At 47.7% G+C, this 22,695-nt stretch carries 19 protein-coding genes and 1 pseudogene; 12 read left to right on the plus strand and 8 right to left on the minus strand.

The window, feature by feature from the left end:
- Nucleotides 1–33: 33 nt before the first annotated feature.
- From H7F27_RS04750 to H7F27_RS04765, 4 genes are read left to right on the plus strand one after another with little or no spacing between them, the layout of a single operon-like run.
- Nucleotides 34–1,302 carry an ABC transporter substrate-binding protein gene (locus H7F27_RS04750; protein ID WP_185848653.1) on the plus strand — a complete coding sequence of 423 codons (1,269 nt, stop codon included), beginning with the start codon at nucleotides 34–36 and terminating at the stop codon, nucleotides 1,300–1,302.
- A 57-nt stretch (nucleotides 1,303–1,359) separates the two neighbouring features.
- Nucleotides 1,360–2,238 carry a carbohydrate ABC transporter permease gene (locus H7F27_RS04755; protein ID WP_185848654.1) on the plus strand — a complete coding sequence of 293 codons (879 nt, stop codon included), beginning with the start codon at nucleotides 1,360–1,362 and terminating at the stop codon, nucleotides 2,236–2,238.
- A 3-nt stretch (nucleotides 2,239–2,241) separates the two neighbouring features.
- Nucleotides 2,242–3,144, plus strand: a complete 903-nt coding sequence (locus H7F27_RS04760; RefSeq protein WP_059334818.1) for a carbohydrate ABC transporter permease — start codon at nucleotides 2,242–2,244, stop codon at nucleotides 3,142–3,144.
- A 13-nt stretch (nucleotides 3,145–3,157) separates the two neighbouring features.
- Nucleotides 3,158–4,012: a fructoselysine 6-kinase gene (locus H7F27_RS04765; protein WP_185848655.1), complete on the plus strand. Its 855-nt coding sequence runs from the start codon at nucleotides 3,158–3,160 to the stop codon at nucleotides 4,010–4,012.
- 24 nt (nucleotides 4,013–4,036) lie between these two features.
- Here the strand turns inward: H7F27_RS04765 and frlR are convergent, their stop codons facing one another.
- Entirely contained in the window at nucleotides 4,037–4,765 is a 729-nt protein-coding gene (frlR, locus tag H7F27_RS04770) for a transcriptional regulator FrlR (RefSeq protein ID WP_024122756.1), read from the minus strand.
- Between the two features lie 183 nt (nucleotides 4,766–4,948).
- Between frlR and H7F27_RS04775 the strand changes: the two genes are divergently transcribed.
- Complete coding sequence (locus tag H7F27_RS04775) at nucleotides 4,949–6,052, plus strand: ABC transporter ATP-binding protein (protein ID WP_185848656.1); 1,104 nt, start codon at nucleotides 4,949–4,951, stop codon at nucleotides 6,050–6,052.
- Nucleotides 6,053–6,085: 33 nt separating this feature from the next.
- On the opposite strand, the gene H7F27_RS04780 is transcribed toward H7F27_RS04775, so the two are convergent.
- Nucleotides 6,086–6,952 carry an endonuclease I family protein gene (locus H7F27_RS04780; RefSeq protein WP_185848657.1) on the minus strand — a complete coding sequence of 289 codons (867 nt, stop codon included), beginning with the start codon at nucleotides 6,950–6,952 and terminating at the stop codon, nucleotides 6,086–6,088.
- Nucleotides 6,953–7,408: 456 nt separating this feature from the next.
- Between H7F27_RS04780 and allC the strand changes: the two are divergent.
- The 7 genes and pseudogenes from allC (at nucleotide 7,409) to pucE (ending at nucleotide 15,350) form a co-directional block, all read left to right on the plus strand.
- Nucleotides 7,409–8,648 (plus strand): annotated as a pseudogene (gene allC, locus H7F27_RS04785) (allantoate deiminase).
- Between the two features lie 16 nt (nucleotides 8,649–8,664).
- The gene (locus H7F27_RS04790) at nucleotides 8,665–9,915 is read left to right on the plus strand and encodes a pyridoxal-phosphate-dependent aminotransferase family protein (RefSeq protein ID WP_105991617.1); all 1,251 of its coding nucleotides are present in this window, start codon (nucleotides 8,665–8,667) and stop codon (nucleotides 9,913–9,915) included.
- A gap of 216 nt (nucleotides 9,916–10,131) precedes the next feature.
- A complete protein-coding gene (locus H7F27_RS04795; RefSeq protein ID WP_185848658.1) occupies nucleotides 10,132–11,127 on the plus strand; it encodes an XdhC family protein in 996 nt (331 codons plus the stop codon).
- Entirely contained in the window at nucleotides 11,124–11,789 is a 666-nt protein-coding gene (pucB, locus tag H7F27_RS04800) for a xanthine dehydrogenase accessory protein PucB (protein WP_185848659.1), read from the plus strand. Before H7F27_RS04795 ends, pucB begins: the two co-directional genes overlap by 4 nt.
- Nucleotides 11,728–12,561, plus strand: a complete 834-nt coding sequence (gene pucC / locus H7F27_RS04805) for a xanthine dehydrogenase subunit C (protein ID WP_185848660.1) — start codon at nucleotides 11,728–11,730, stop codon at nucleotides 12,559–12,561. The genes pucB and pucC overlap by 62 nt, the downstream gene beginning before the upstream one ends.
- Nucleotides 12,562–14,799 carry a xanthine dehydrogenase subunit D gene (gene pucD / locus H7F27_RS04810; RefSeq protein WP_185848661.1) on the plus strand — a complete coding sequence of 746 codons (2,238 nt, stop codon included), beginning with the start codon at nucleotides 12,562–12,564 and terminating at the stop codon, nucleotides 14,797–14,799. It begins immediately after the preceding gene.
- Complete coding sequence (pucE, locus tag H7F27_RS04815) at nucleotides 14,790–15,350, plus strand: xanthine dehydrogenase subunit E (RefSeq protein ID WP_185848662.1); 561 nt, start codon at nucleotides 14,790–14,792, stop codon at nucleotides 15,348–15,350. The genes pucD and pucE overlap by 10 nt, the downstream gene beginning before the upstream one ends.
- Nucleotides 15,351–15,926: 576 nt before the next feature.
- On the opposite strand, the gene H7F27_RS04820 is transcribed toward pucE, so the two are convergent.
- From H7F27_RS04820 to pucR, 6 genes are all read right to left on the minus strand, one after another.
- Nucleotides 15,927–16,004, minus strand: a complete 78-nt coding sequence (locus H7F27_RS04820) for a YjcZ family sporulation protein (protein ID WP_072175780.1) — start codon at nucleotides 16,002–16,004, stop codon at nucleotides 15,927–15,929.
- 282 nt (nucleotides 16,005–16,286) lie between these two features.
- Nucleotides 16,287–16,640: a hydroxyisourate hydrolase gene (gene uraH, locus H7F27_RS04825; protein ID WP_106019509.1), complete on the minus strand. Its 354-nt coding sequence runs from the start codon at nucleotides 16,638–16,640 to the stop codon at nucleotides 16,287–16,289.
- Nucleotides 16,640–18,124, minus strand: coding sequence for a factor-independent urate hydroxylase (pucL, locus tag H7F27_RS04830; RefSeq protein WP_185848663.1), 1,485 nt, complete (start codon nucleotides 18,122–18,124; stop codon nucleotides 16,640–16,642). The genes uraH and pucL overlap by 1 nt, the downstream gene beginning before the upstream one ends.
- Nucleotides 18,125–18,138: 14 nt before the next feature.
- On the minus strand, nucleotides 18,139–19,431 hold the full coding sequence (locus H7F27_RS04835; protein WP_185848664.1) for a nucleobase:cation symporter-2 family protein: 1,293 nt from the start codon (nucleotides 19,429–19,431) through the stop codon (nucleotides 18,139–18,141).
- Nucleotides 19,432–19,437: 6 nt separating this feature from the next.
- Complete coding sequence (locus tag H7F27_RS04840; RefSeq protein WP_395958020.1) at nucleotides 19,438–20,733, minus strand: nucleobase:cation symporter-2 family protein; 1,296 nt, start codon at nucleotides 20,731–20,733, stop codon at nucleotides 19,438–19,440.
- A 200-nt stretch (nucleotides 20,734–20,933) separates the two neighbouring features.
- Nucleotides 20,934–22,529 (minus strand): purine catabolism transcriptional regulator PucR, encoded by a 1,596-nt coding sequence (pucR, locus tag H7F27_RS04845; RefSeq protein WP_101859998.1) that lies wholly within the window; start codon nucleotides 22,527–22,529, stop codon nucleotides 20,934–20,936.
- Between the last annotated feature and the right edge of the window lie 166 nt (nucleotides 22,530–22,695).

A 22,695-nucleotide genomic window follows, 5' to 3' on the forward strand; every position in this document is an offset into this window, starting at 1 on the left:
ATTATAGTCTAATGTCCAGAGGAGGCCAACCCTTTGAAGAAAATGTTTTTATTTTTGATCATTGCAGCTGTCAGTATGCTCACCATTGCGGGCTGTTCGAGCCAGAGCAGTTCAGCGGATGGAAAGGTGACATTGAAATTTTTCCACAGATGGCCGAAGGAGCCGGAAAAAAAGTATTTTGAAGAGGTTGTAAAGGAATTTGAAAAAGAGCATCCGGATATCGACATTCAAACTGAAGCGGTTTTGAATGACTCCTATAAAGATAAAATTAAAGTTATGCTGGGAACCAGCAGCCCTCCTGATATTTACTTCTCATGGAGTGACGAGTTTGCTTTTAAATTTATCAGAGGAAATAAAGCACTTGATCTCTCGTCCTACTACAAAGATGATACAGATTGGTCATCGCAGCTCGTTCAATCGCAAGTTACACCATTTACGTATGAAAACAAACAATATGGCGTGCCGTGGCAAATGGACGCTAAATCATTTTTCTATAATAAAGATATTTTTAAAAAGCTCAATTTAGAGCCCCCGGCGACTTGGGATGAGCTCATCGATGTCTCCAAGAAGCTGAAAGAAAATGGCTATACGCCGATCAGTTTCGGAACAAAAGCGCCTTGGACAATCTCACATTATATTGGCACGCTGAATCAGCGGATGGTCGATGAAAAAACAAGAGAAAAGGATTATAACGCCAAAACGGGTGAATTTACCGATGAAGGCTATGTGAAAGCACTTGAAAAGCTGCAGGAACTGATGCCTTACTTCAATAAACATGTAAATTCCGTCGACCATGAATATGTGAGACAGCAATTTAAGAGCGGAAAGTCGGCGATGATATATGCGGAAACGGCTGAAATCAAACTGGTCGAGCCAGTGAATCTAGGGATGTTCTCATTCCCTGAAATCAGCGGGCAAAAAGGATCTTCAGAAGCGTTAACGGGGGCGCCTGAAGGATTTATGATTTCTTCGAAAACAAAACATCCGAAGGAAGCAGTGGAATTTTTGCAATTTCTGACGTCGAAAAAAATGGGTGAAAAGCTCGTTAAAGACGTTGGCAAATACAGTGCGGTGAAAGGGACGGCAACCGAAGAAAATTCTACAGCCATTCAGCGTGAAGCCGTTCAGCATATCGTAGATGCCAAATCAATGGTTCCGTGGTTCGATATGGATGTTGATGTTGAAATCGCAGATGTGTACTTAACAAGCGTCCAGCAAATGCTTGGCGGCGACATGACACCGGAGCAAGTCATGAAAGCCGTCCAAAAAGCAGCCAAGCAAGTGAAGGCGTCAGCTGAATAAATCAAAGAAAAGGTGAAGCGACGCACCTTTTCTTTTTATAAAGGAGATGAGTTATCCTTGGTCAACCAAAATAGAATAATCCCCTATTTGTTTTTACTGCCGGCTCTTGTTTTTCTACTTTTCGTTTATATCCCGATTTTTGAGAATGTCTTTCTCAGTCTGTTTCAATGGAGCTCTTTTTCTCCGGAAAAAACGTTTATCGGATTGAAGAACTATGTTGAATTATTTCGTGATCCTGTCTTTTATCAAGCCCTCACGAATAACGTGCTCTACGCAGTGATCTCAATTGTATGCCAGGTGTTTGGCGGTTTGATTTTGGCGGCGGTGCTTGAGGATAAGCTGGTCAGAAAATGGTCGCCTTTTTTTCGTACCGTTTTCTTTTTGCCGGTTGTCATCTCAATGACGGTTATCGCGCTTTTATTTGATTTTATTTACAACCCTGAGACGGGGCTTTTGAATCAGCTGCTTCAGGCAATCGGGCTGGATCAGCTGACGAGGGCATGGCTCGGGGAGGACAGCACAGCTATGCTTTCTGTCATCTTTGTATCGCAGTGGCAGTCTGTCGGTTATATTGCGATGCTGTATATTGTGTCGATTCAAAAAATACCGGATGAACTGTATGAAGCGGCGCGGCTTGACGGTGCGGGGAAAATTCAGCAGTTTTTTCACGTTACCATTCCCCAGACGAAAGAGATGTCTTTTGTTGCGGTGGTGATGACGCTGACAGGCGCTTTTACAGTGTTTAACGAGCCGTACATTTTGACAGGCGGCGGACCGGGAAACGCTTCTGAGGTATTAAGCACATTCTTATATAAAAGCGCCTTTACAAAGGATATGATGGGCTATGCTTCAGCGATTGCCACTATTGTGTTACTCATTACGCTTGCTTTGTCGCTCATGCAAATGAAGTTCTTTAAAACCGGAAAGGAGGACTAACAGATGCTGCCTCAAAAGAAGACAGATTCGTTTAGATTAGAGCCTGTGCCTGACCGGCACATCGAGGTGAAAAGAAAGCCGAGGCGAAAATGGTATATCGGAGAAACGTCTGTGTGGGTTTTTCTGTTTCTTTATCTAATCGCGATTGCTTATCCGCTTTTATGGATGGTCATGAGCGCCTTTAAAAGCTCGGATGATATTTTTGAGAACAGCTGGTCGCTGCCGTCTTCGTGGCATCCGGAGAACTTTGTGTCCGCCTGGAATCAGGGGATTTCTTCTTATTTTATGAACAGTGTGATCGTGACGGCGCTGACATGTGTGATTACTGTTTTTATCAGCGCATGGGCGGCGTACGGGCTTTCGAGGTTCGAGTTTAAAGGAAGAGGGTTTTTCTTGGTGCTTTGTCTTGGCGGTTTGATGCTGACGCCTCAGGTCAGTCTTGTGCCGCTTTATTCCATTATTCAGTCGCTGGGGCTTTACAATACGTATTGGGCTTTGATTTTGCCTTATGCGGCTTATCGGATTCCATTTACCATCATTTTAATCCGCTCTTATTTTCTTTCTATTTCTAAAGAATTGGAAGAGGCGGCTTATTTAGATGGGTGTACGAGTTTCGGAGTATTTTTCAGAATTTTCTTACCAATGAGTGTGCCGATTTTAGTGACGTCGGGTATTCTGACAGCTTACCATACGTGGAATGAGTTTATGTTTGCGATTATTTTCATAGATGACGAGAATTTGCGGACCATTCCAGCGGGGCTGATGCAGTTCCGAGATGCACTGCAGACGGATTGGGGCGTCTTGCTGGCGGGATTAACGATTTCTGCCGCGCCAATTATTATTCTATTTTTATTTATGCAGAAATATTTTGTCCGCGGGATTGCAAGCGGAAGTGTAAAAGGATAAAGGAGGAAGCATAATGAAATTAATTGCTGTTGGAGACAACGTTGTAGACTACTATCAGGATCAAGAAACATTCTACCCGGGAGGAAATGCCTTAAATGTCGCAGTGCTTGCAAAACGGCTCGGGCATGAGGCTTCTTATATCGGAATCGTCGGCAATGACGAAGCCGCGGCTCATCTGCTGAATGTGCTGAAATTGGAGAAGGTCAACGCTGATTTTATTCGCCAGGCGCATGGGGAAAACGGAATGGCAATCGTTACCCTTGATGAACAGGGGGACCGGATCTTTGTCCGATCGAATAAGGGCGGCATCCAGTCGCGTCTCCGTCTTGTGTTTCAGGAAAAGGACTTATCTTTTATCAGCGGGCATGATCTGCTGCATACCAGTGTGTACAGCAGGCTTGAGAACGATTTGCCGCAGCTGTGCGGGCTGATCCCGGTCTCTTTTGATTTTTCAACAAATCGAGAGGATGAGTATTTGAAAAAGGTCTGTCCTTATGTGACGTATGCGTTCTTTTCAGGAAGCGATTTGAGTGAGACGGAGTGCGGCCAGCTTGCCAAAAAGGCACATGAGTACGGAGCAAAAATCGTTTGCATGACCCGCGGCGGGCAAGGGGCGATCCTGTCTGCGGGAGACCGAATCTATCATCAGCCGATTGTGGAAGCTGATATAATAGACACACTCGGAGCGGGAGATTCATTTATCGCGGGATTTTTGACTGCGTTTTGTGAGAAGCAGGATATGATGAACGCTTTGCGCCAAGGAGCGGAAACAGCTGCGAAAACATGCGGAGTGTACGGGGCATTCGGCTATGGCTATCCCTATCGCCTGGAGGAAGGGGGAAGCAGTGAAAAAACGAGAATACTATAAGCAGTGTCTCGTTTTTTATGCCTGTCATGTGTAGGGACTGTTGATTGTAAATGTGACACGGTTTGTGTGCATCAAAAACAGTGAGCAGTAGATCGGCTGATCGTTTGAGGTAAATGCGGTTTTATCGATTTCAAACAGCGCATCCCCGATATCGCAATCTAAGTATTTGCTTTCCTCCTGCTGGGCATAGACAACATTTAATAGTTTTGTATTGTGAGTGGGAACAACTTGGTATTGCTGCTTTAAAATATCATGCATAGATACACCGTCAGCAATAAACGTATTGATGGCAGGAAACATGTCCAGCGGGTAATGCGTGATCTCAAAGGTGAGCGGCTGATCATCGTTATATAAAATCCGTTTTAATTCAACGACAGGGCTCTCGGGATTGATCTGAAGCTTTTCGGCGATCGGTTTCGATGCTGGAATGATTTCATGGGACAGAACCTGATGCTTCGGTTTTTTCCCGGTTGATTCCATAAATTCCGAGTAGCCGTTTACTGCGATCAGCTCTCTCTTCAATTTAGGGCTTTTAACGAACGTTCCTTTTCCCTGCTGCCTGATCAGATAGCCTTCTTCGACCAGATCGAGAATGGCTTTTCTGACGGTAATGCGGCTGACATTATACTTGCTGCAAAGCTCGTTTTCTGTGGGCAGCTTGGCAGCCGGGGAATACAAGCCCTTTTTAATGTCATCTGTTATGATTTGTTTTAGCTGAATGTATAAAGGTGTTGAACTTCCGTTGTTTAACAAGGGGTAGCCTCCTTTTAAGCTATTATTTATATTATAATGTATTATGACGTTATAATACAAATTTGCGTTTTTTGTTTTAGAAATATAGCAAATATGGGAATCGATTACTCTAAAAATAACAGAAAGACCGAGTTGTTTCCAGTGACGAAATAACGGAGAAAAAAAGACGGGGGGAGTTTTCTGATGGCTTCATTAACATTTGAACATGTCAAAAAATCATATCATTCACAATTAACGGTGAAGGACTTTGATTTAGATGTAAAAGATAAAGAGCTTTTGGTGCTGGTGGGGCCGTCAGGCTGCGGCAAATCGACAACCCTGCGGATGGTGGCTGGGCTGGAAAGCATTTCGGAAGGAAGCCTCTTCATCGATGGGGAACGGGTCAATGATCTTCCGCCGAAGGAGCGTGATATCGCGATGGTGTTCCAAAACTATGCGCTGTATCCGCATATGACTGTTTTCGATAACATGGCATTTGGACTGAAGCTCAGAAAAATGCCGAAACAAGAAATTGCCGAGCGGGTGCATGCAGCTGCAAACATTTTGGAGATTGAGCATTTGCTGAAGAGAAAACCGAAGGCACTTTCCGGCGGCCAGCGGCAAAGGGTGGCGCTTGGCAGATCAATTGTGCGGGAACCAAAGGTCTTTTTAATGGACGAGCCGCTTTCTAATCTTGATGCGAAGCTGAGAGTGACAATGCGGACAGAAATCAGCAAGCTTCACCAGCGGCTAGAAGCAACCATTATCTATGTCACCCATGATCAGACTGAAGCGATGACGATGGGCGATCGGATTGTCGTCATGAATGAAGGTAAAATTCAGCAAGTGGCCAAGCCTCATGATATCTATCATTATCCGGCAAACCTGTTCGTGGCCGGGTTTATTGGCTCTCCCGGAATGAACTTTTTCAAAGGCATGATTGAAGAGCACCATGGCGAGCTGTTTTTCACAAACCCTTCGATCCGGCTTCATATCCCTGAAGAAAAGGCAAAACGGCTGAAGAAAAAAGGCTATGCCGGAAAACAGATGACAGCCGGTGTACGGCCGGAGCACATCGCACAAATGACTGGAAATGACCGGCTGTTTGATTCTGTGTTTAAAGCGACGGTGGAAGTGAATGAAAATTTGGGATCTGAGCTGATTGTGCATGTCAGCGCCGGGAACGAGCGGCTTACGGTAAGGCTGGACGGCGGCAATCGAATCGCCGCGGGCGATACAATTCAGCTGGCGGTGAAAATGGATCACGCCGTCTTTTTCGATGCGGAAACGGAACAGGCTGTGTATTAGAAAAGGTGCTCCCTTCGGGGGAGCACCTTTTTCTTACGGCCAAATGTCGTCTGCCCATTCAGGGTGATCGATAAATGGATTTCGGTTGTGCTGATATTTTTCATAAATGATTTCATTTCTTTTTCTTTCGCGGGCATCAACAGGGTCCTGCCTATTCCATTCAAGCAAGGCGGATTGTTTTCCGTGATAAGGAGCAGAGCCGTTTCCTGTCCTATCATTGAGCTCAAGGTCAGGGTAGCCGTCATCTCCTTCGTAACGGACAGCCATGTAAAACAGCATGCGGGCGACATCGCCTTTCACATCATCGCGGGGCTCCCAAGAATCTCCGTCATAATAATTTCCGGGTGCTTTCGCATACTCGTTGCCGCCGTTGTCAAAGTCCATGTTGCCTCTGGCACTGTTTACTTGGACGTCTGCTGGACGCAAGTGATGAATATCAGTGCCGGGCCCTTTGCTTGTACCAAAATCGCCATGGGATTTCGCCCAGACATGCTCCCGGTTCCAGTCCCCGACATTGCCGCCGTTCAGGTTTTTCGAACGGGATTCATTCGTATAGAGAAGGATGACGTTATTCGGATTGGCCGGATCTGCATCTGTTTCTTTCATCGCGTTCCATACCTCGCTGTAAGACAGCATCGTATGTCCGCTAATGATGCGGTGCAGCGCGCTTTTTAACGCCTCTCCGCTTTTTCCTTCAGCACCTTCATAATAGGTGTCTGTGTCGGCGTATGGTGCCGCGGGAGAGACTAATGAGAGAATGCCCCCGGAGGCTGCGGAAGAAGTAGCTGCACGGTCATTCAGGTTCAATCCGGTTTGCGCGCTTGCTGAAGCAGAGGGCGCAAACCATCCGGAAATCAGTAATACACAGACGAGCGGCAGAAACCTTGCTTTTTTTGTCATCACTTGCCCTCCTTTAGATCAGATCATGTCTATTATCTAAAATTGAGATAAAGGTTAGAAGTGTCATTTTGTATATTTTTTATTAAATTTGTAAATTGGTAACTTTGGAGGAGGCGGAACTCTATTGTTCCGGGATCTTTAGTCCGCGTTATTGCTCCCGCTGAGTTTTGGCAAGCGCTGTTCCTTGATCGAGTGCTGCTTCACTGAAAGCATTGCCTTCCCGTGTTTTTCGCTAGTTCATACAATAAATCTTTAGAGCCACTTTTTCCTCTCGCTGTTTTTGTAATCCATCGCTGCCTATTGACTCTCCTCCTTACTGGCTGCTATTCCTAAAATGGAATGGCAGACTGGTTATTATGACCAAAAAATAAACGTTTTTTTGGTTTATGTGCTGATGAACTATACGTCTTCCTCCCTCTATAATGAAGTCACCATAACGGACAGAGGAGGAAGCACATGGAAAAGCAGAGGCTTTCAGCAGAAAGCGGCATCGCTGATTACATCGATTGGCTTGCCCAATTCGGTGCGTCTGCTGATGGCGGGGTGACGAGACTTTTGTACACCAAGGAGTGGATGGACGCGCAGCTCGCCGTGAAAGCGGAGATGTCGGCATTTGGGCTTGACGCCAGATTTGACGATGTCGGCAATGTCTTTGGAAGGCTTCAGGGCACCCAGTCCCCGGATGAAGTGATTTTAGCCGGCTCACATATCGATACTGTGATCAATGGGGGAAAGTATGACGGCTCATATGGCGTGCTTGCGGCAATGCTTGCTTTAAAGCAGCTCAAAGAAACATACGGAGCGCCGAAAAAAAACGCTTGAGGCCGTGTCTTTATGTGAGGAAGAGGGAAGCCGTTTTCCGATGACATACTGGGGATCAGGGAATATGATGGGTGCTTTGTCATTGAAGCATGCGGAAGTACCGAGAGACGGATCAGGTGTTTCATTACAAGAGGCGATGCATGACAGCGGTTTTGGCAGAGGCGTGTATCCGTCAGCGCACAGGACAGATATCAACGCTTTTATTGAAATTCACATTGAACAAGGACAGACGCTTGAAATGTCAGGACGAGATCTCGGTGTGGTGACAAGTATAGTCGGGCAGAGGAGATATCTGATTACGCTTGAGGGAGAATGCAACCACGCAGGGACCACCTCCATGAAGTGGCGCAAGGACCCGCTCGCAGCCAGCAGCCGAGTGATTCATGAATTGCTGTTTCGCGCTGAAGAACAGCCGGATGAGCTTCGTCTGACATGCGGAAAAATGACGGTGGAGCCCAATGTGGCCAATGTCATACCTGGACGGGTGCAGTTTTCAATCGATATTCGACATCAAAATCAGCATGTACTGGAGCATTTTCATAAAGAAATGACTGCTGTCATCAACGGCATTTGTGACGAAAAAGGGATTCACACTATGATTGATGAATATATGCGGATAGAGCCTGTGCCGATGGACGAAACGCTTTCTGCCAAGGCTCTTGAGACAGCGGCAGAAAACGGTATCAGCTGTGAAGAAATGGTGAGCGGGGCAGGGCATGATGCGCAAATGATCGGAAGGAGCTGCCCCGCTTGTATGCTGTTTGTGCCAAGCAGAGGCGGCATCAGCCATTCGCCGAAGGAATTTACTTCTGCACGTCAGCTTGAGATCGGCGTCCGCACATTGACTGATTTATTATACAAACTGGCTTACTGATGAAGGAGGAATGGCTGTGTCAGGCAGAAAAGAATTATGTACACCATTAAGAACGATTATGACACCGGGACCCGTAGAGGTCGATCCGCGTGTATTAAGAGTGATGAGCACGCCGGTTGTCGGCCAATTTGACCCGGCGTTTACCGATATCATGAATGAAACGATGGAGATGCTCCGAGAATTATTTCAAACGAAAAATCGCTGGGCGTATCCGATTGACGGAACATCCCGGGCGGGAATCGAAGCGGTGTTAGCGAGTGTCATTGAACCGGGAGATGACGTGCTTATTCCGATATACGGACGCTTCGGCTTTTTGCTGACTGAAATTGCCGAGCGGTACGGGGCGAATGTTCATACGATTGAGTGTGAGTGGGGAACGGTTTTTGACCCTGACGCTATTATACGGGAAATGGAAAAAGTGAAGCCGAGAATTGTAGCAATGGTACATGGGGAAACATCAACTGGCCGAATTCATCCGCTGAAAGCGATCGGAGAAGCGTGCCGTGCTTGGGATGCACTGTTTATAGTCGATGCTGTAGCGACAATTGGGGGCTGCCAGGTGAAAGTGGATGAATGGAACATTGACGCAGCTATCGGCGGCACGCAAAAGTGTTTGTCTGTTCCGTCGGGGATGGCGCCGATTACATATAATGAACGGGTGGCGGACATCATTGCGGCGCGCAAAAAGGTGGAACGCGGAATTGCGACTCAGGAAGACAAGGCGCCGCTTACCGGAAATCGTCCGATCACCAGCAATTATTTTGATTTGAGCCAGCTTGAGGATTATTGGAGCGAACGGCGGCTCAATCATCATACAGAAGCGACGACGATGCTTTATGCCTTGCGTGAGGGCGTGAGACTGGTGCTTGATGAAGGTCTTGAAGCACGTTTCGAGCGGCATCGATACCATGAGGCCGCATTAATAGCCGGGATTAAGGCGATGGGGCTGAAGCTGTTTGGGGATGAGAGCTGCAAAATGCCTGTTGTCACCTGTGTGCAAATCCCGGACGGCGTGGACGGAGAGTCGGTCCGCCATATGCTTTTGGCACAGTTCGGAATCGAAATCGCCAGCTCATTCGGCCCTTTAGCCGGGAAGATTTGGAGAATTGGTACGATGGGCTACAGCTGCAGAAGAGAAAACGTACTGTTTGTCCTTGCCGGATTAGAAGCTGTGCTTCTCAGACACGGCGCTGTGATCGAAGCGGGAAAAGCGCTTCAGGCCGCGCTTGATGTATATGAAAATGCTAAGAGCCAGGCAGCGATTTAAAGAAAAAGCTTGCGGAATTCCGCAAGCTTTTTTCATTTTCGCTCATTCTCCAATCTGATTTTCTCCGTTTGACTCTTTTTACAAATCCGTTTTCTCTGTGTTGCATTTTCTGACGGAGCATGAGTCACTTTTTCTTTTTTCATCTATTCTTTATACAAGGCACCTATAAAATGACGTTTTATTTCTTACAGCAATTTTTGAAAGGGGGATGCGGCATTGGAGTATTTTCACACGATATTAGATGCGCTTCTGGAAGATCAGGACGAGGCTGTGCTGGCGACTATTGTTCAAGTTGAAGGCTCTGCATATCGAAAAGCAGGCGCCACCATGCTCTTTAAGAAAAACGGAGAAAGAATCGGCTTGCTGAGCGGCGGGTGTCTGGAAGAGGATATATCCGAAAGAATCGGTGAACTCGGCGATCAGCTGACGACAGCGCTTATATCCTATGACATGCGGGCTGAAGACGATCTTTCGTGGGGCATGGGAGTCGGCTGCAATGGCGTTATTCATATCTATGCGGAACGAATCTCTCAGGAAAAAAAGCGGTACTATGAAAGAGTAAGAGACTGCCTTCATTCAGGAAAAGCCGTAACAGCCGTTACACAGATTGAATCCCCACAGGCAGGGCGTTATCTGTTTTTGTCAGAGAACGGGTATTTTGGGCACTGGCCGGATGTGCCGCTTCAAGATATTCAACGCACCGCTTCAAATGTACCGCATTTTGATCCATCATCAAACATTTTTATTCAGCGTATTGAGCCGAAGCCGCGTCTCATTCTGTTTGGGGCGGGCCCAGATATGATACCGCTCGCCAATTTGGCGGCTGAGACCGGATTTTCTGTCATTGTGACAGATTGGCGGCCTGCATATTGCACAGCCTCTCTTTTTCCAAAAGCAGATCAGCTGATCACTGCCTTTCCGGAGCAGATGCTGAGTGAATTTGAATTTTCGCCTCAGGATTTCGCTGTTGTGGCGACTCACCATTTTCAGCACGATCAAGTCATCGTTGAATCCTTATTTTCTCGAGACCTTCATTATATCGGGCTTCTAGGCTCTGAAAACCGCACGAAACGGCTGCTGAATGGAAAACAGCCGCCCGCGCATTTTTACAGTCCGGTCGGGTTGAAAATCGGCGCGGAAGGCCCAGAGGAAATTGCCGTCAGCATCGTTGCGGAAATCCTTCAAACACGAGAACGGCTGGAGGTTACATGAGCATTATCGGTGTATTTTTGGCGGCCGGAAAAAGCGAGAGAATGGGCACAAACAAGCTGGCATTGCCGCTAAAAGGAGAAACGATCGGATCGGCTTCATTAAAAACAGCTCTATTATCCCGTCTTGACCATGTGCTGATTGTCGAGAGGACAGAACATGCTTCACTTGAGTGGATCGGGGAGCAATATCAAGCACCGCCTTTTCTGGATCGCTGGAGTTTGCATGTCTGTAAAGAGGCGGAAAAGGGCCAAGGGCATTCCGTCAGCACCGGGGTGAGAATAGCGGAAAGCATGGGGGCAGACGGAGTCGTCATTTTGTTGGGTGACCAGCCGCAGCTTTCCGTCGACCATGTAAATGCCCTGATATCAAGGGCTCACGAATTGTTTGCCGTGTCAGCGTCTTTGCGTACGCTCAGTCCGCCTATTTATTTCTCATCCGCCTGTTTTCCATATGTAAAGGAGTTAAAGGGAGATGAGGGTGCCCGCAGGCTGCTGAAAAACGGACAGCTTGGCACTGGAGCGGTGCTGGCAGTGAAAGCGTGCGAGGAACTGGAAGATATTGATACGCCGGAGGAATATGACACTGTCAGGAGGCGAATACATGAACGGACAAGTGACACAAGCGCGAATGAACATTCAATTATGGAGGCCGGCAGCGCTTGATGAGGCATTTTCTCTTTTGGAGCAGCTTGCGCCAGATGTGTGTGCAGTATCGGGCAGCACGCTGCTCCAGCTCCAATGGGACAAAGGAATTCTTCCGAAAACGCATCTCATCAGCCTTGAAGGCATTGATGAGATGAAAGGCATTACCGCTGACGGCACCCATGTGTCGATCGGGGCGCTCACCACGCTGAATGAATGCAGAAAAAACAGCCTCATCAAGCGGGATCTGGCTTGCTTATGTGATGCAGTTTCTGCTGTTGCAGCGCCGGGAATCCGAAGCCGGGCCACAATTGGCGGCAACATAGCGAGTAAAATAGGGGATTTGATTCCGCTTCTGCTTGTGCTTGATGCGGAGCTTATCGTTTATCAGAAGGAGCTTGTCAGGCTGCCGCTTGCTGAATGGATCTCCAGTGAAAAGTACTCACATGGAATCGTGACGCGTGTGATCATCCCGCATCATGATGGAGATCGTGTGTTTTTCCGCAAGCTGGGAAGGCGGCAGGCATTTACCGGAGCGGTTGCTGTGGCGGCAGGACGTTTACTGAAAGACAGTGACATTCGCCTCGCAGCGGGTCATGCCGATATCAGGCCGAAAAGATTAATAGAAAGCGAGGCGAAATGGATGGATCCTGAATGGGAGGCGCACGAGCTGTACGAAACACTTATCAAGGAGCTGCCGTTTTCAGCCGATGCTTTCGTGTCAGCGGCATACAGAAAAAAAGCGGCTGCCAACGTCATCATGTCCGAGCTGATGTTTGAGGGAGGGGAATAAATGAGCGTAAGCAAACCATCAAGAATAAGGCCAGATGGAAGGGAAAAGGTCACGGGTGAATTGAAGTATATGACTGATCTCACTTTTCCGGGGATGCTGTATGGCAAAATCCTGAGAAGCGCTTATCCTCATGCGGAAATCGTGTCGATTTGCACAAAAAAGGCTGAAGAAATGGAAGGTGTGCGAGCGGTTGTCACCCATAAGGACGTTCCAGGTTTCAACCGTTTTGGAATTGTCATCCCTGACCAGCCGGTTCTATGCGAGGATAGAGTGCGTTATGTCGGAGATGCAGTGGCGGCCGTCGCAGCAGAAACAGAAGATATTGCCGAAGCCGCGCTGGAGCTGATTCATGTGGTGTACAGGGAGCTGGAGGTCATTGATTCTCCGGAAAAAGCGCTCCGACCAGATGCGCATATGCTGCACCCGGACGGGAACATCCTTCATCGCGCGTTTTTCTCGCACGGCGATGTGGAAGCGGGATTCCAATCGTGTCACACCATCCTTGAAGAAACCTACGAACTGCCGCGGCAGATGCATACGTATATGGAAACGGAAGGGGGCGTAGCTGTTCCGGAACGTGACGGGGGTTTTACGATGTACGCTGGCACTCAGTACGGCTACAAGGACCGTTTTCAGCTTGCCCGCATTTTTGGTATTCCTGAAGAGAAAATTCGGGTTGTGTCGAGTCCGATGGGCGGCTCATTTGGCGGAAAGGATGAGCTGAATATTCAGCCGTATGCCGCGCTTTTAGCCCGTAAAAGCGGATGCCCGGTCAAAATTCATCAGACGAGACAGGAATCTGTACGCTCAGGAATCAAGCGCCACCCGATGAAAATTTCGATCAAAACAGGGGCTGATCAAACAGGAAACCTTCTGGCTCATGATGTGAAAATCATTGCCGATACAGGCGCTTACGCCACGCTGGGACCGGCAGTCCTGGATTTTTCTGCCGAGCATGCCGCGGGTCCGTACCGCATTCCGAATATCCGCACTGAAGGGATCTCTGTGTTTACGAACAATGGGGTGGCGGGAGAATTCCGAGGCTTTGGCGGCAATCAAATTACATTTGCGCTTGAAACCCATCTTGATCGCCTCAGCAGCATGCTCCGCATCGACCCACTGGAACTGCGAAGAAAAAATATCAGAAAACCGCATGACCCGGGGCCGCTTGAGCATCGGATTGCGCCCACTGACGGAGCGGCGCAGGTGTTGAACGTCATTTCTGCATCTCCTATTCTCAAAAGAAAACATCAGACGTCTCGTTATAAACGAAGAGGTGTTGGAGCCGCGATTACCATGCACGGGGGCGGGCTTGGCTATGGCCGGATGGATGTCGCAGGAGGGCGCCTTTCCCTTTCAAGTGACGGCAAAATCACGGCTTCATTTGGATTTGAAGAGTGCGGGCAGGGCATACTCGCCGCGATTGAACATATTGTCACCGAAGAGCTGGGCTGTGCGGCGGAGGATATTTCCATTATCATCGGGGATACCGCAAAAGTGCCAAAGTCAGGCTCCTCCACAGCATCCCGCGGCACGAGCATGGTGTGGCACGCGATCCAGCGTTTGAAGAAACCGTTTCTATATCAGTTGAAAAAACGTGCCGCACAATTGGTCTCATGTTTGCCTGAACAACTCATTCTCAGCGCTGGGGGGCTGCGGATGCATAATACAAAGGATCTGGTGGTGACCTATAAGGAATTGGCAGAAAAAGGCCCTTTGACTGAGGAAACAGCATTCGATTTTCCGACAACGCCTGATCCTGTGATCGGCGGCCATTTTCTCTACTCATTTGGAGCGGCTGCAGTTGAGGTGGAGGTTGATCTATTAACAGGCGATGTCAGAGTGATAGATTGTGAGCACGCCATTGCGGCAGGTCCGGTTGTCAGTCCGCAGGGCTATCGTGGACAAATCGAAGGCGGCGCTGCTATGGCGCTCGGCTATACGCTGATGGAGGAAGCAAAAATGACGGACGGCCGTTACACGGCGGTGAATTTGGATCAGTATGTAATACCGGGAATCAAAGATGTTCCGGCAATGAAACTGACCGCGATAGAAGAGCTGATGGATGGTGACTCATATGGCCCGCGCGGTGTCGGAGAAATAGGAACGATCGCCATCACCCCGGCGATTGTAAAGGCGGTACATGATGCCGTGGGCTGCTGGGTGAACAAGCTGCCGATTTCGCGTGAAGAGCTGCTTGATGAAATAGACAGAAAGGGGATAAAGCAATGGACGTAAAAGAAGCAGGATCTTTCTCTGCAAGAAAGCAGCGATTCCGAATGAAAGTGAATGGAATAGAGCAGGAGGTTGATGCGGTTCCTACAGCTCGCTTGATTGACCTTCTCCGGACAGAATTCCAGCTGACCGGAACTAAGGTTTCCTGCGGAATCGGCCGTTGCGGAGCATGTTCTGTCCTGCTAGACGGCAAGCTCGCCAATGCGTGTATGACCATGGCATACCAAGCGGACGGCCATTCGATCACAACCATTGAGGGGCTTCAAAAAGAAGAACTGGATATCTGCCAAACCGCTTTCCTGGAGGAAGGAGGCTTCCAATGCGGATATTGCACACCAGGGATGACGATTGCGCTCAAAGCTCTGTTTCAGGAAAACCCGCAACCTACTGACGAAGATATTGAAGAAGGTCTGGCGGGCAATTTGTGCCGGTGTACCGGTTATGGAGGGATTATGCGGTCGGCTTGCAGGATTAGAAAAGAGGTAGCAAGTGGGAAAAGGGAGTCATTGGACTTTTCCCGCAGCTACGGCAAAGCACCGGATATAAAAAATTAAGCGAATCGATAAAGGATAAACTTCAATTACAGATCGTGAAGATGAAATACCTCTTCTCCCTTTACTTTTTGCCTAGTTGTGTTTGATACTAGAAATGGGTAATGTTACAAATTAAGGAAAGAGGGAGAAGAGATGATGAATAACTTAAATTGGTGGAAAATACTTTTACTAACCTTTCTTTGTTCCCTGATTTTTTCTGTCGTCTTTGTCACTGTTCAACGGATTGACTTAATACTCAATCCACCGGAAGTACCTGTTAAATCGATTGAAAAAATAAAATAATTCATTTTGGAGAAAAGGGAATGAAAAAAATTTTTTGTAGGTGCGGAAGAAATCGATCCGATAGAAACTAACAAATCCGTTAACAAGCGTTTCTAAATGGTGGGATTAATTGAAGAGCGTGATCAAGACGCGGCCGCGTTGTGGGAAAACATCTCGCTCTCATCTCATATTGTAATGGAGGACGAGGATTTGTAGCGAGTGTTATATTTCCCTGTCAAAACCTTGTCGCTATAGCAAAACAAACGCCATAAAGAATTCTTATGGCGTCTGACGGATATGGGGTAAGGTGAGTTCTTAATAGCCACCGAAGAAAGAAGTGCCAACGATGATTAATAGGATGAATAGCACCACGATCAAAGGGAATGACCTCATAACTTCACCTCCCTTAAAAGAGGATAGTACATGATATGCTGATGGAGATAACTTGATAGTGATACTAGTTTAATTGATTTTAAATTTTTTTTAGTCTAAGTAGAAATAGAGAACGATAAATTTAATATATAAAAAAGAAACTCGAACTCTCAAATACGAGGTCCTGATGTGGCATAATTCGCAGGAATCCTCTCACAATAGGGAGGGTCTTTTATTTATGCAGTGATCCAGCAACCCCTAAACATTTGCGGAGCCCGCCTCACCAGCGGGCGGGCTCTTTTCTTAACTCCCCCTATACACCTGATAACCAAACGGCGACAGCAAAAGCGGGATATGATAATCAGCTTCCGGATCAGAAAGATGGAAACGAACTGTTACAATCGTTAAGAACGGCTCAGCCGTGTTCGCTTTCTTTCCCGCAAAGTAATCCCCCGCATGGAACTCCATCACATACTCCCCTGATTTCAGCTCTTCTCCCGCAAGGAGCGGAGCATCGACTCGGCCGTCCTTATTCGTAAAAGCCCCTTTGATAAGAATAAGACTTTTGTCTTCGCACAGCCGCTTCAATTCGATTTTTACGTTTGCCGCGGGTTTGCCGCAGGTTAAATCCAAGATATGTGTTGTCAGCTTTCCCATCAGGCATTCAGGCTCCCTAATGCTTCCCCGGCTTTCCGTTTTTCTTTCTCGGCGTCTTCTCTCGTCACGGTGAACCGCTGGAAACCGAATGGCGGGCGCGGTTCTGTGTAGACTTTTCCTTTTGTGCCCGGAATCTCTTCGACGACTGTATCCCATGTGTGATTTTGAGATTGGAAGCTGACATCCGTGAGCTGCGGGAATCTCGTTAATATTCTGCATCCGATATGATAGATTAAGTTTTGAATGGAGGGCGTTTCGAGCTCGTGAAATACAGTGCTCGCTAAGTCACGGACCTGCTCAGCCGCCACGTAACGGGCTGGATCGGCGGCGTATGCATCTTCCGTATGTTCGTAACGCCAGCTGATGTTTAAATAGACAAAGAGCGGACGATTTCCATCTTCAGGGAGAGTCGTATATTCGTCTCTGATAAAGCCGACGAAGGAGTTTCCGCTTACTTTGACAAGCTGGAGATCCGTTATTTCGCTGTATTGCTCCTTCAGCGTTATCGTATCCCCCATTCGTTCTGCTTTCAGCACCGACCGAGCGCGTTCATTGCGCGATCTTCTGAAGACAAGCTGGCTTGTGCCGAGCTCTTGATCCTCGTATGCAGGCATCGCTTCAAACGGAATGTCTTCACCTGTCAGGGTGATCGTATCCATATGAGAATAGGTGTCTAAAAATCTGTGAGCCACATAATGCAAGAAGCCTTCGGTGGTTGTTCCCTCATAGGAAGCGAGGTGGCGCTGAATAAAGTTTTTCATCGAATCCGTAGCCACGATGAGCGTATTATCTCCGTCTGTAAATGAGGGCAAAAAGGCATCTCCGCCAATTTCGCATGTCACATCAATGCCGACAACTGTATTGGTTCTGCCCGTAAAAGAAGACTCTGGGATTTGATTTATGCCTGTGAGCGGTTTTAAAAACGTTCGGTATGCAAACACATTTCCTTTGCCGTAAGACATGGTTCTTTTCATTAGAATCTCTCCTTTTTCTGTAATGATGTCCTCTAAACGAAAGCGGGCGATGCGGTATATTTCCTCAAGAGCCTGCTGGAATTCTGTTTCTGGTTTGTTCTTCAGCCTTGTCAGCAGAGCTTGGCGGATCTCCTGTTTCGTTTTTTCCTTTACCGCTAAAATAAAAGGAAAACCGAAGTTATGATAGTAGTCTTCATTTCGTTTGAGAAATTCCTCGTATTCCTGCTGTTCAAGCTTACTGAGCCCTGCGTTTTGCTGCTCTTTTACAGAGGAAGCGCTCATTGGTTTCTTGGTGCCGAGGCGAGGGTGTTTGCAGATGAGCTCAAGCTGTGTCTTGCGATCCGCAGCTTTGACTAAGCGGGACATTTTTTGATGCAAATCAGAAAGGGAGGAAAATGGGCGGAGTGCCGCGGCCTCCTCCGCAATCCATGCAGAGTGCTCGAAAATAGATCCAAGTGTGTCAGCCAGTGTTTGTCTATCCATTTGATTCAGGTCGTCAATTGTGAACATGAGCCATCTCCCCTTTACGTATTGATTTCTGCGCCATGGGGCTGTTTGCATTGAAAAAAAGTGTTCAATGCGATCGCGGTTAAGCTGCCAATGACAATGCCGCTTCCGGTCAACACGGAAGCTGCTCCCGGGAGAGAGGAAAACAAGGCGGGCACCGTCGTGGCGCCAAGCCCTAAGCTGACAGAAGAAGCAATGATCAGCAGATTGCCTTGTGATTCAAAATCGACGCCGGAAAGCATTTTAATACCGTAAGAAATGACCATGCCGAACATGACAATCATCGCGCCGCCGAGCACTGCATTCGGGATCACGGTCGTCAATGCCGCGGCTTTTGGAATCAGACCGACTGCCATCAGCATAAACCCGGTGATGGCGATGACATTGACACTTTTCATTTTTGAAAGCTGAACGATACCGACATTTTGCGAGAAGGCTGTATAAGGAAACGCGTTCAATAAGCCGCCAAGCACAATCGCAAGCCCTTCCGCACGGTAGCCTTTCTCAAGATCTTTCTCTGTTAGTTTCCGGTTTGTCATATCGGATAGAGCAAAGTAAACACCCGTTGATTCAACAAGGCTGACAATCGCAACCAATAGCATGGTGAGAATGGCGGGCAGCTCAAAGGTTGGCGTGCCGAAATAAAATATAGAAGGAATATGAACCCAGGACGCCTCCGCGACCTCAGAAAAATCGACTTTTCCCATAAAGAAAGCGGCTGCCGTTCCAGCTGCAAGGCCGAGCAAAATCGCAATGGAGCGGATAAACCCTCTAAAGAAATAAAACAGCACTAAAATAAAGGCTGTAACGGCAAAGCCAAGGAGCACGTTGCCTAGTGAGCCGAAGTCTTTGCTGCCTTCGCCGCCGGCCAGGTTATTCATCGCCGTCGGAATCAGGCTGATGCCGATAATCATAACGACTGAGCCGGTTACGACCGGCGGGAAAAAACGGACAAGCTTCCCGAAGAAGCCCGCGGCTAAAACGACAATCAGCCCGGCTGCGATAATCGAACCGTAAATCGCTGAGACACCGTATGTGCTGCCAATAGAAATCATCGGGCCGACTGCAGTAAACGTACAGCCGAGCACAACAGGAAGGCCGATGCCGAAATAGCGGTTTTTCCAGAGCTGTAACAGAGTCGCAGCCCCGCACATAAACAAATCAATGGCAATTAAATACGTCAGCTGGCCCGCATTGAGCCCGATCGCAGCTCCGGCGATCAGAGGGACGAGAATGGCTCCCGCGTACATCGCCAGCATATGCTGAAGCCCAAGCATCAAAAGCTGAAAGGAATGATACTGTTCCTTCATCTCTATTTACACCTCTTTTTCTAAAACGAGTGTGTTTTCTAATACAGGCTGTTTTTCCTTCTGAACGGTTTTTTCCTTTCTGTCGCGCAAACTGAAGAATAGGTTTAAAAAGATCGCAGTCAGGCTTCCTGTGATCATGCCGTCACTGACCAGAATGCGGATCGGAGCGGGAAACTCTGCGAAAATCGCCGGTACTGTGCTGGCGCCGATACCGAGTGCGATTGAGCAGGCGATGGTCAGCAGATGATATTGGTTTTTCAGATCCACTGTACTGAGCATTTTTACTCCGGAGGCGATAACCATGCCGAACATGACAACGGTTGCGCCGCCGAGCACAGCCGCGGGAACGGAGGAAGCAAGAGCGGCAACCTTAGGAATCAGCCCAAGGAAAAGAAGGATACAGCCCGCGGTGACGACGACATTTCTCGTTTTCACCTTTGTCAGCTGCAATAATCCGGCGTTTTGTGCAAATGTATTATAGGGAAAGGCGTTGAACAGCCCGCCTATCATAATGGCGATTCCTTCCGCCCGATAGCCTTTGACCAGATCTTTTTCGGTTAGAGGCCGGCCGCATATCTTTCCGATGGCGTAAAAAACGCCGGTTGATTCAACAATAATGACAATTCCGACGATCAGCATCGTGATGATCGGACCGATTTCAAAAGATGGAGCGCCGAAGTAAAACGGCTTTGGGATTTGAAAGAATGGGGCTTCAGATACAGATGAAAAGCTGACCTTGCCCATGACGGCAGCCGCCGCAGTACCCGCAGCAATCCCGATCAGAACGGAAAGCGTTCGGGCAAACCCTTTGAGAAAGCGGTTGAGGACTAAGATCAGGATAAGGACGCTGACAGAAAGAAGAAGATTTTCGAGCGAACCGTACTCGGGATTGGCGCTGCCGTTTGCTTTTTCTCCGCCAGCCATATTTTTCACACCTGTCGGAACAAGAGAAAGACCAATCAAGGTGACAACAGTTCCTGTTACGACAGGAGGGAATAACACGGTCAGCTTGCCGAAGAAACGGGCACACAAGAAGATCAAGACACCGGCTGCGATGATTGAACCGTAAATCGCTGAAATGCCGTAATTTGCACCAATTGCAATCATCGGGGTGACGGCCACGAACGAGCTGCCGAGCATGACGGGAAGCCCAATGCCGATGTGCGTTCCTCGCCAGGTCTGCAAAAGCGTCGCGGCTCCGCACGTTAACAGGTCAATCGCCAATAGGTAAGACAGCTGTTCCGACGTTACATTCAGCGCTCTGCCGACAAGCAGAGGCACCAAAATCGCACCTGCGTACATGGCCAGCACATGCTGCAGGCCAAGAGTGAACACTGCAAACGGTTTTTGTTTCACTACAGTCCCTCCTTTTACATGTGAACTTTAGTAACATGATAGCGTGCCGTTTGCGGGATGTCATTGGATACAGTAGCTGAAAAATAGGAGCGTTATTGCTGAAAGTAACGAAAAGCCATTTCTTTTGTAACACCATGTGACAAATGCTAGCTAATCAGCCGCTGCATCCGCAAGGCAAGCCGCAACCGCATTGTCGTTTCGGGATCTTTTAAGCTTTTGCCCAGTAATTCTTCACATTTTTCGAGGCGGTAGATGACCGTATTGCGATGCACGTACAAACGTTTTGCCGTCTCGGAAATCTGGCAGTGTGTCTCTAGATAGACAGACAGTGTATGAAGCAGGCTTTGATCCTCCTGCTGCTTTTCAGCCAGGCTTTGAAGAGTGGAATTGTAAAATTTCTTCAAATCCTCAACCGGAAGCAGGCGGAGCAACTCAGGTACATCTTTCGCGTGATACACTTGGATAAACTCCGTGCTTCTTGATAAATGCCCTGATTGGAGAGCGTCAGACGCTTCTGTGAAAGCGTCCGGAACATCGATCAGCTTTTGGCAAATGTTGCTGATGCCAAAGGACAATGTCCGTTTAAATTGGTTTTTAACCTGTGCCTGAAACTGCTCTAAAAAGCTGATCACCGAAGCGTGCATTTCACTCCAGCTGTCTGTCGCCTCGATCAGCAGAATGCCGACATTTCCTTTAATAAAGAGGTGAGGCGGGAATGGGAAGGCAGACAATTCGCCTTCGAGAAATTCAAATACACTGTCAGAGGCCAGCTGATTTTCAGTAAAGCTGATCGATCTGTCATTCCGGTCGAGCTTTCCGGCGATGCACATATATTTTTGATCCCAGCTGAGCTTAAATTCTTTTGCCCGGTTTTTGATTTCGTCGTCTGAAGAGAACGACCGCTCGATAAAATTACTGAAAAACTCATTCCGCGCCCGCCGGCTGTATTGCTTCAGCGCGTTTTCCTTCAGCAGCTCAAAGGAAATCACGTTCGCAGCCTGTTCAATGGTGAGAATCAATCCTTTATCAGCGGCTTGGACCATTTCCGGTATAAGCAGGTAGCCGCAGCTTTTTTCATGATTATAGATAGGAAGGACAGAATATGTTTTCTGATTTGAGATCGAAGAAAAACAAGTGAAAAACGGCCCGGACACGGTGTGCAGCGTGCTTTTGAGCTTTTCGGTTTCAAATGAAATCTGATGAGATGCAGAAAGCATTTTGGCATGCTGGTCAAGGAGCAGCACGGGAAGATGAAGGAGGTCTGATACCTTTTTGAGCAGAGATTGCAATCCCTTGCCGCTCATAATGTGGTTTGTGAATTTCTTATGTGCGTAAATGGCTTGCTGAAGCTCGTTTGAACGCATATCAAGAATATGGCTCAGCGTGGCGTTGACAATGTCTCCGAGGCGTATATGCTCAGGGAGCTCAATGATAGGAAACGCGTGTGAATCGGCGAGGTCAATAATTTCTTTCGGGATATCCTCCAGGTAGCGTTTTGTTTTAATGCCGAGACCGGCACAGCCGCGTTTTGCCATTTGCCGAATCAGCTCTGATAACTGGTGAGGATTGTCCTTCAGGTGATACGCGGTGGTGACGAGCAGCTCGTCTTTATGCAGAAAATCCGCGATATCAGGAGCATCCATCATGTTGACATGCTGAACCTCTCTTTCTCCCCCTGCTTTGCCCGCAATTAAAACTGCATTTTCGTAAGCCGGTATTTTCATCACATCAAAAATATTCATAGCTCATTCTCCTTTTTTCACAAAAAGTAACCATTGGTTAAGATGAATAAATTTCATTATTAATTCTAGCTGTTTTGCTGATGTAATACGATCATAGTAACAGTAAAATGTTGAAAATAGACTGATTGTGTTACATAAACTGACATAAAAATTCATCATCCTTACA

The organism is Bacillus sp. PAMC26543, assembly GCF_014250375.1.
Classification (GTDB): Bacteria; Bacillota; Bacilli; order Bacillales; family Bacillaceae; genus Bacillus; species Bacillus halotolerans.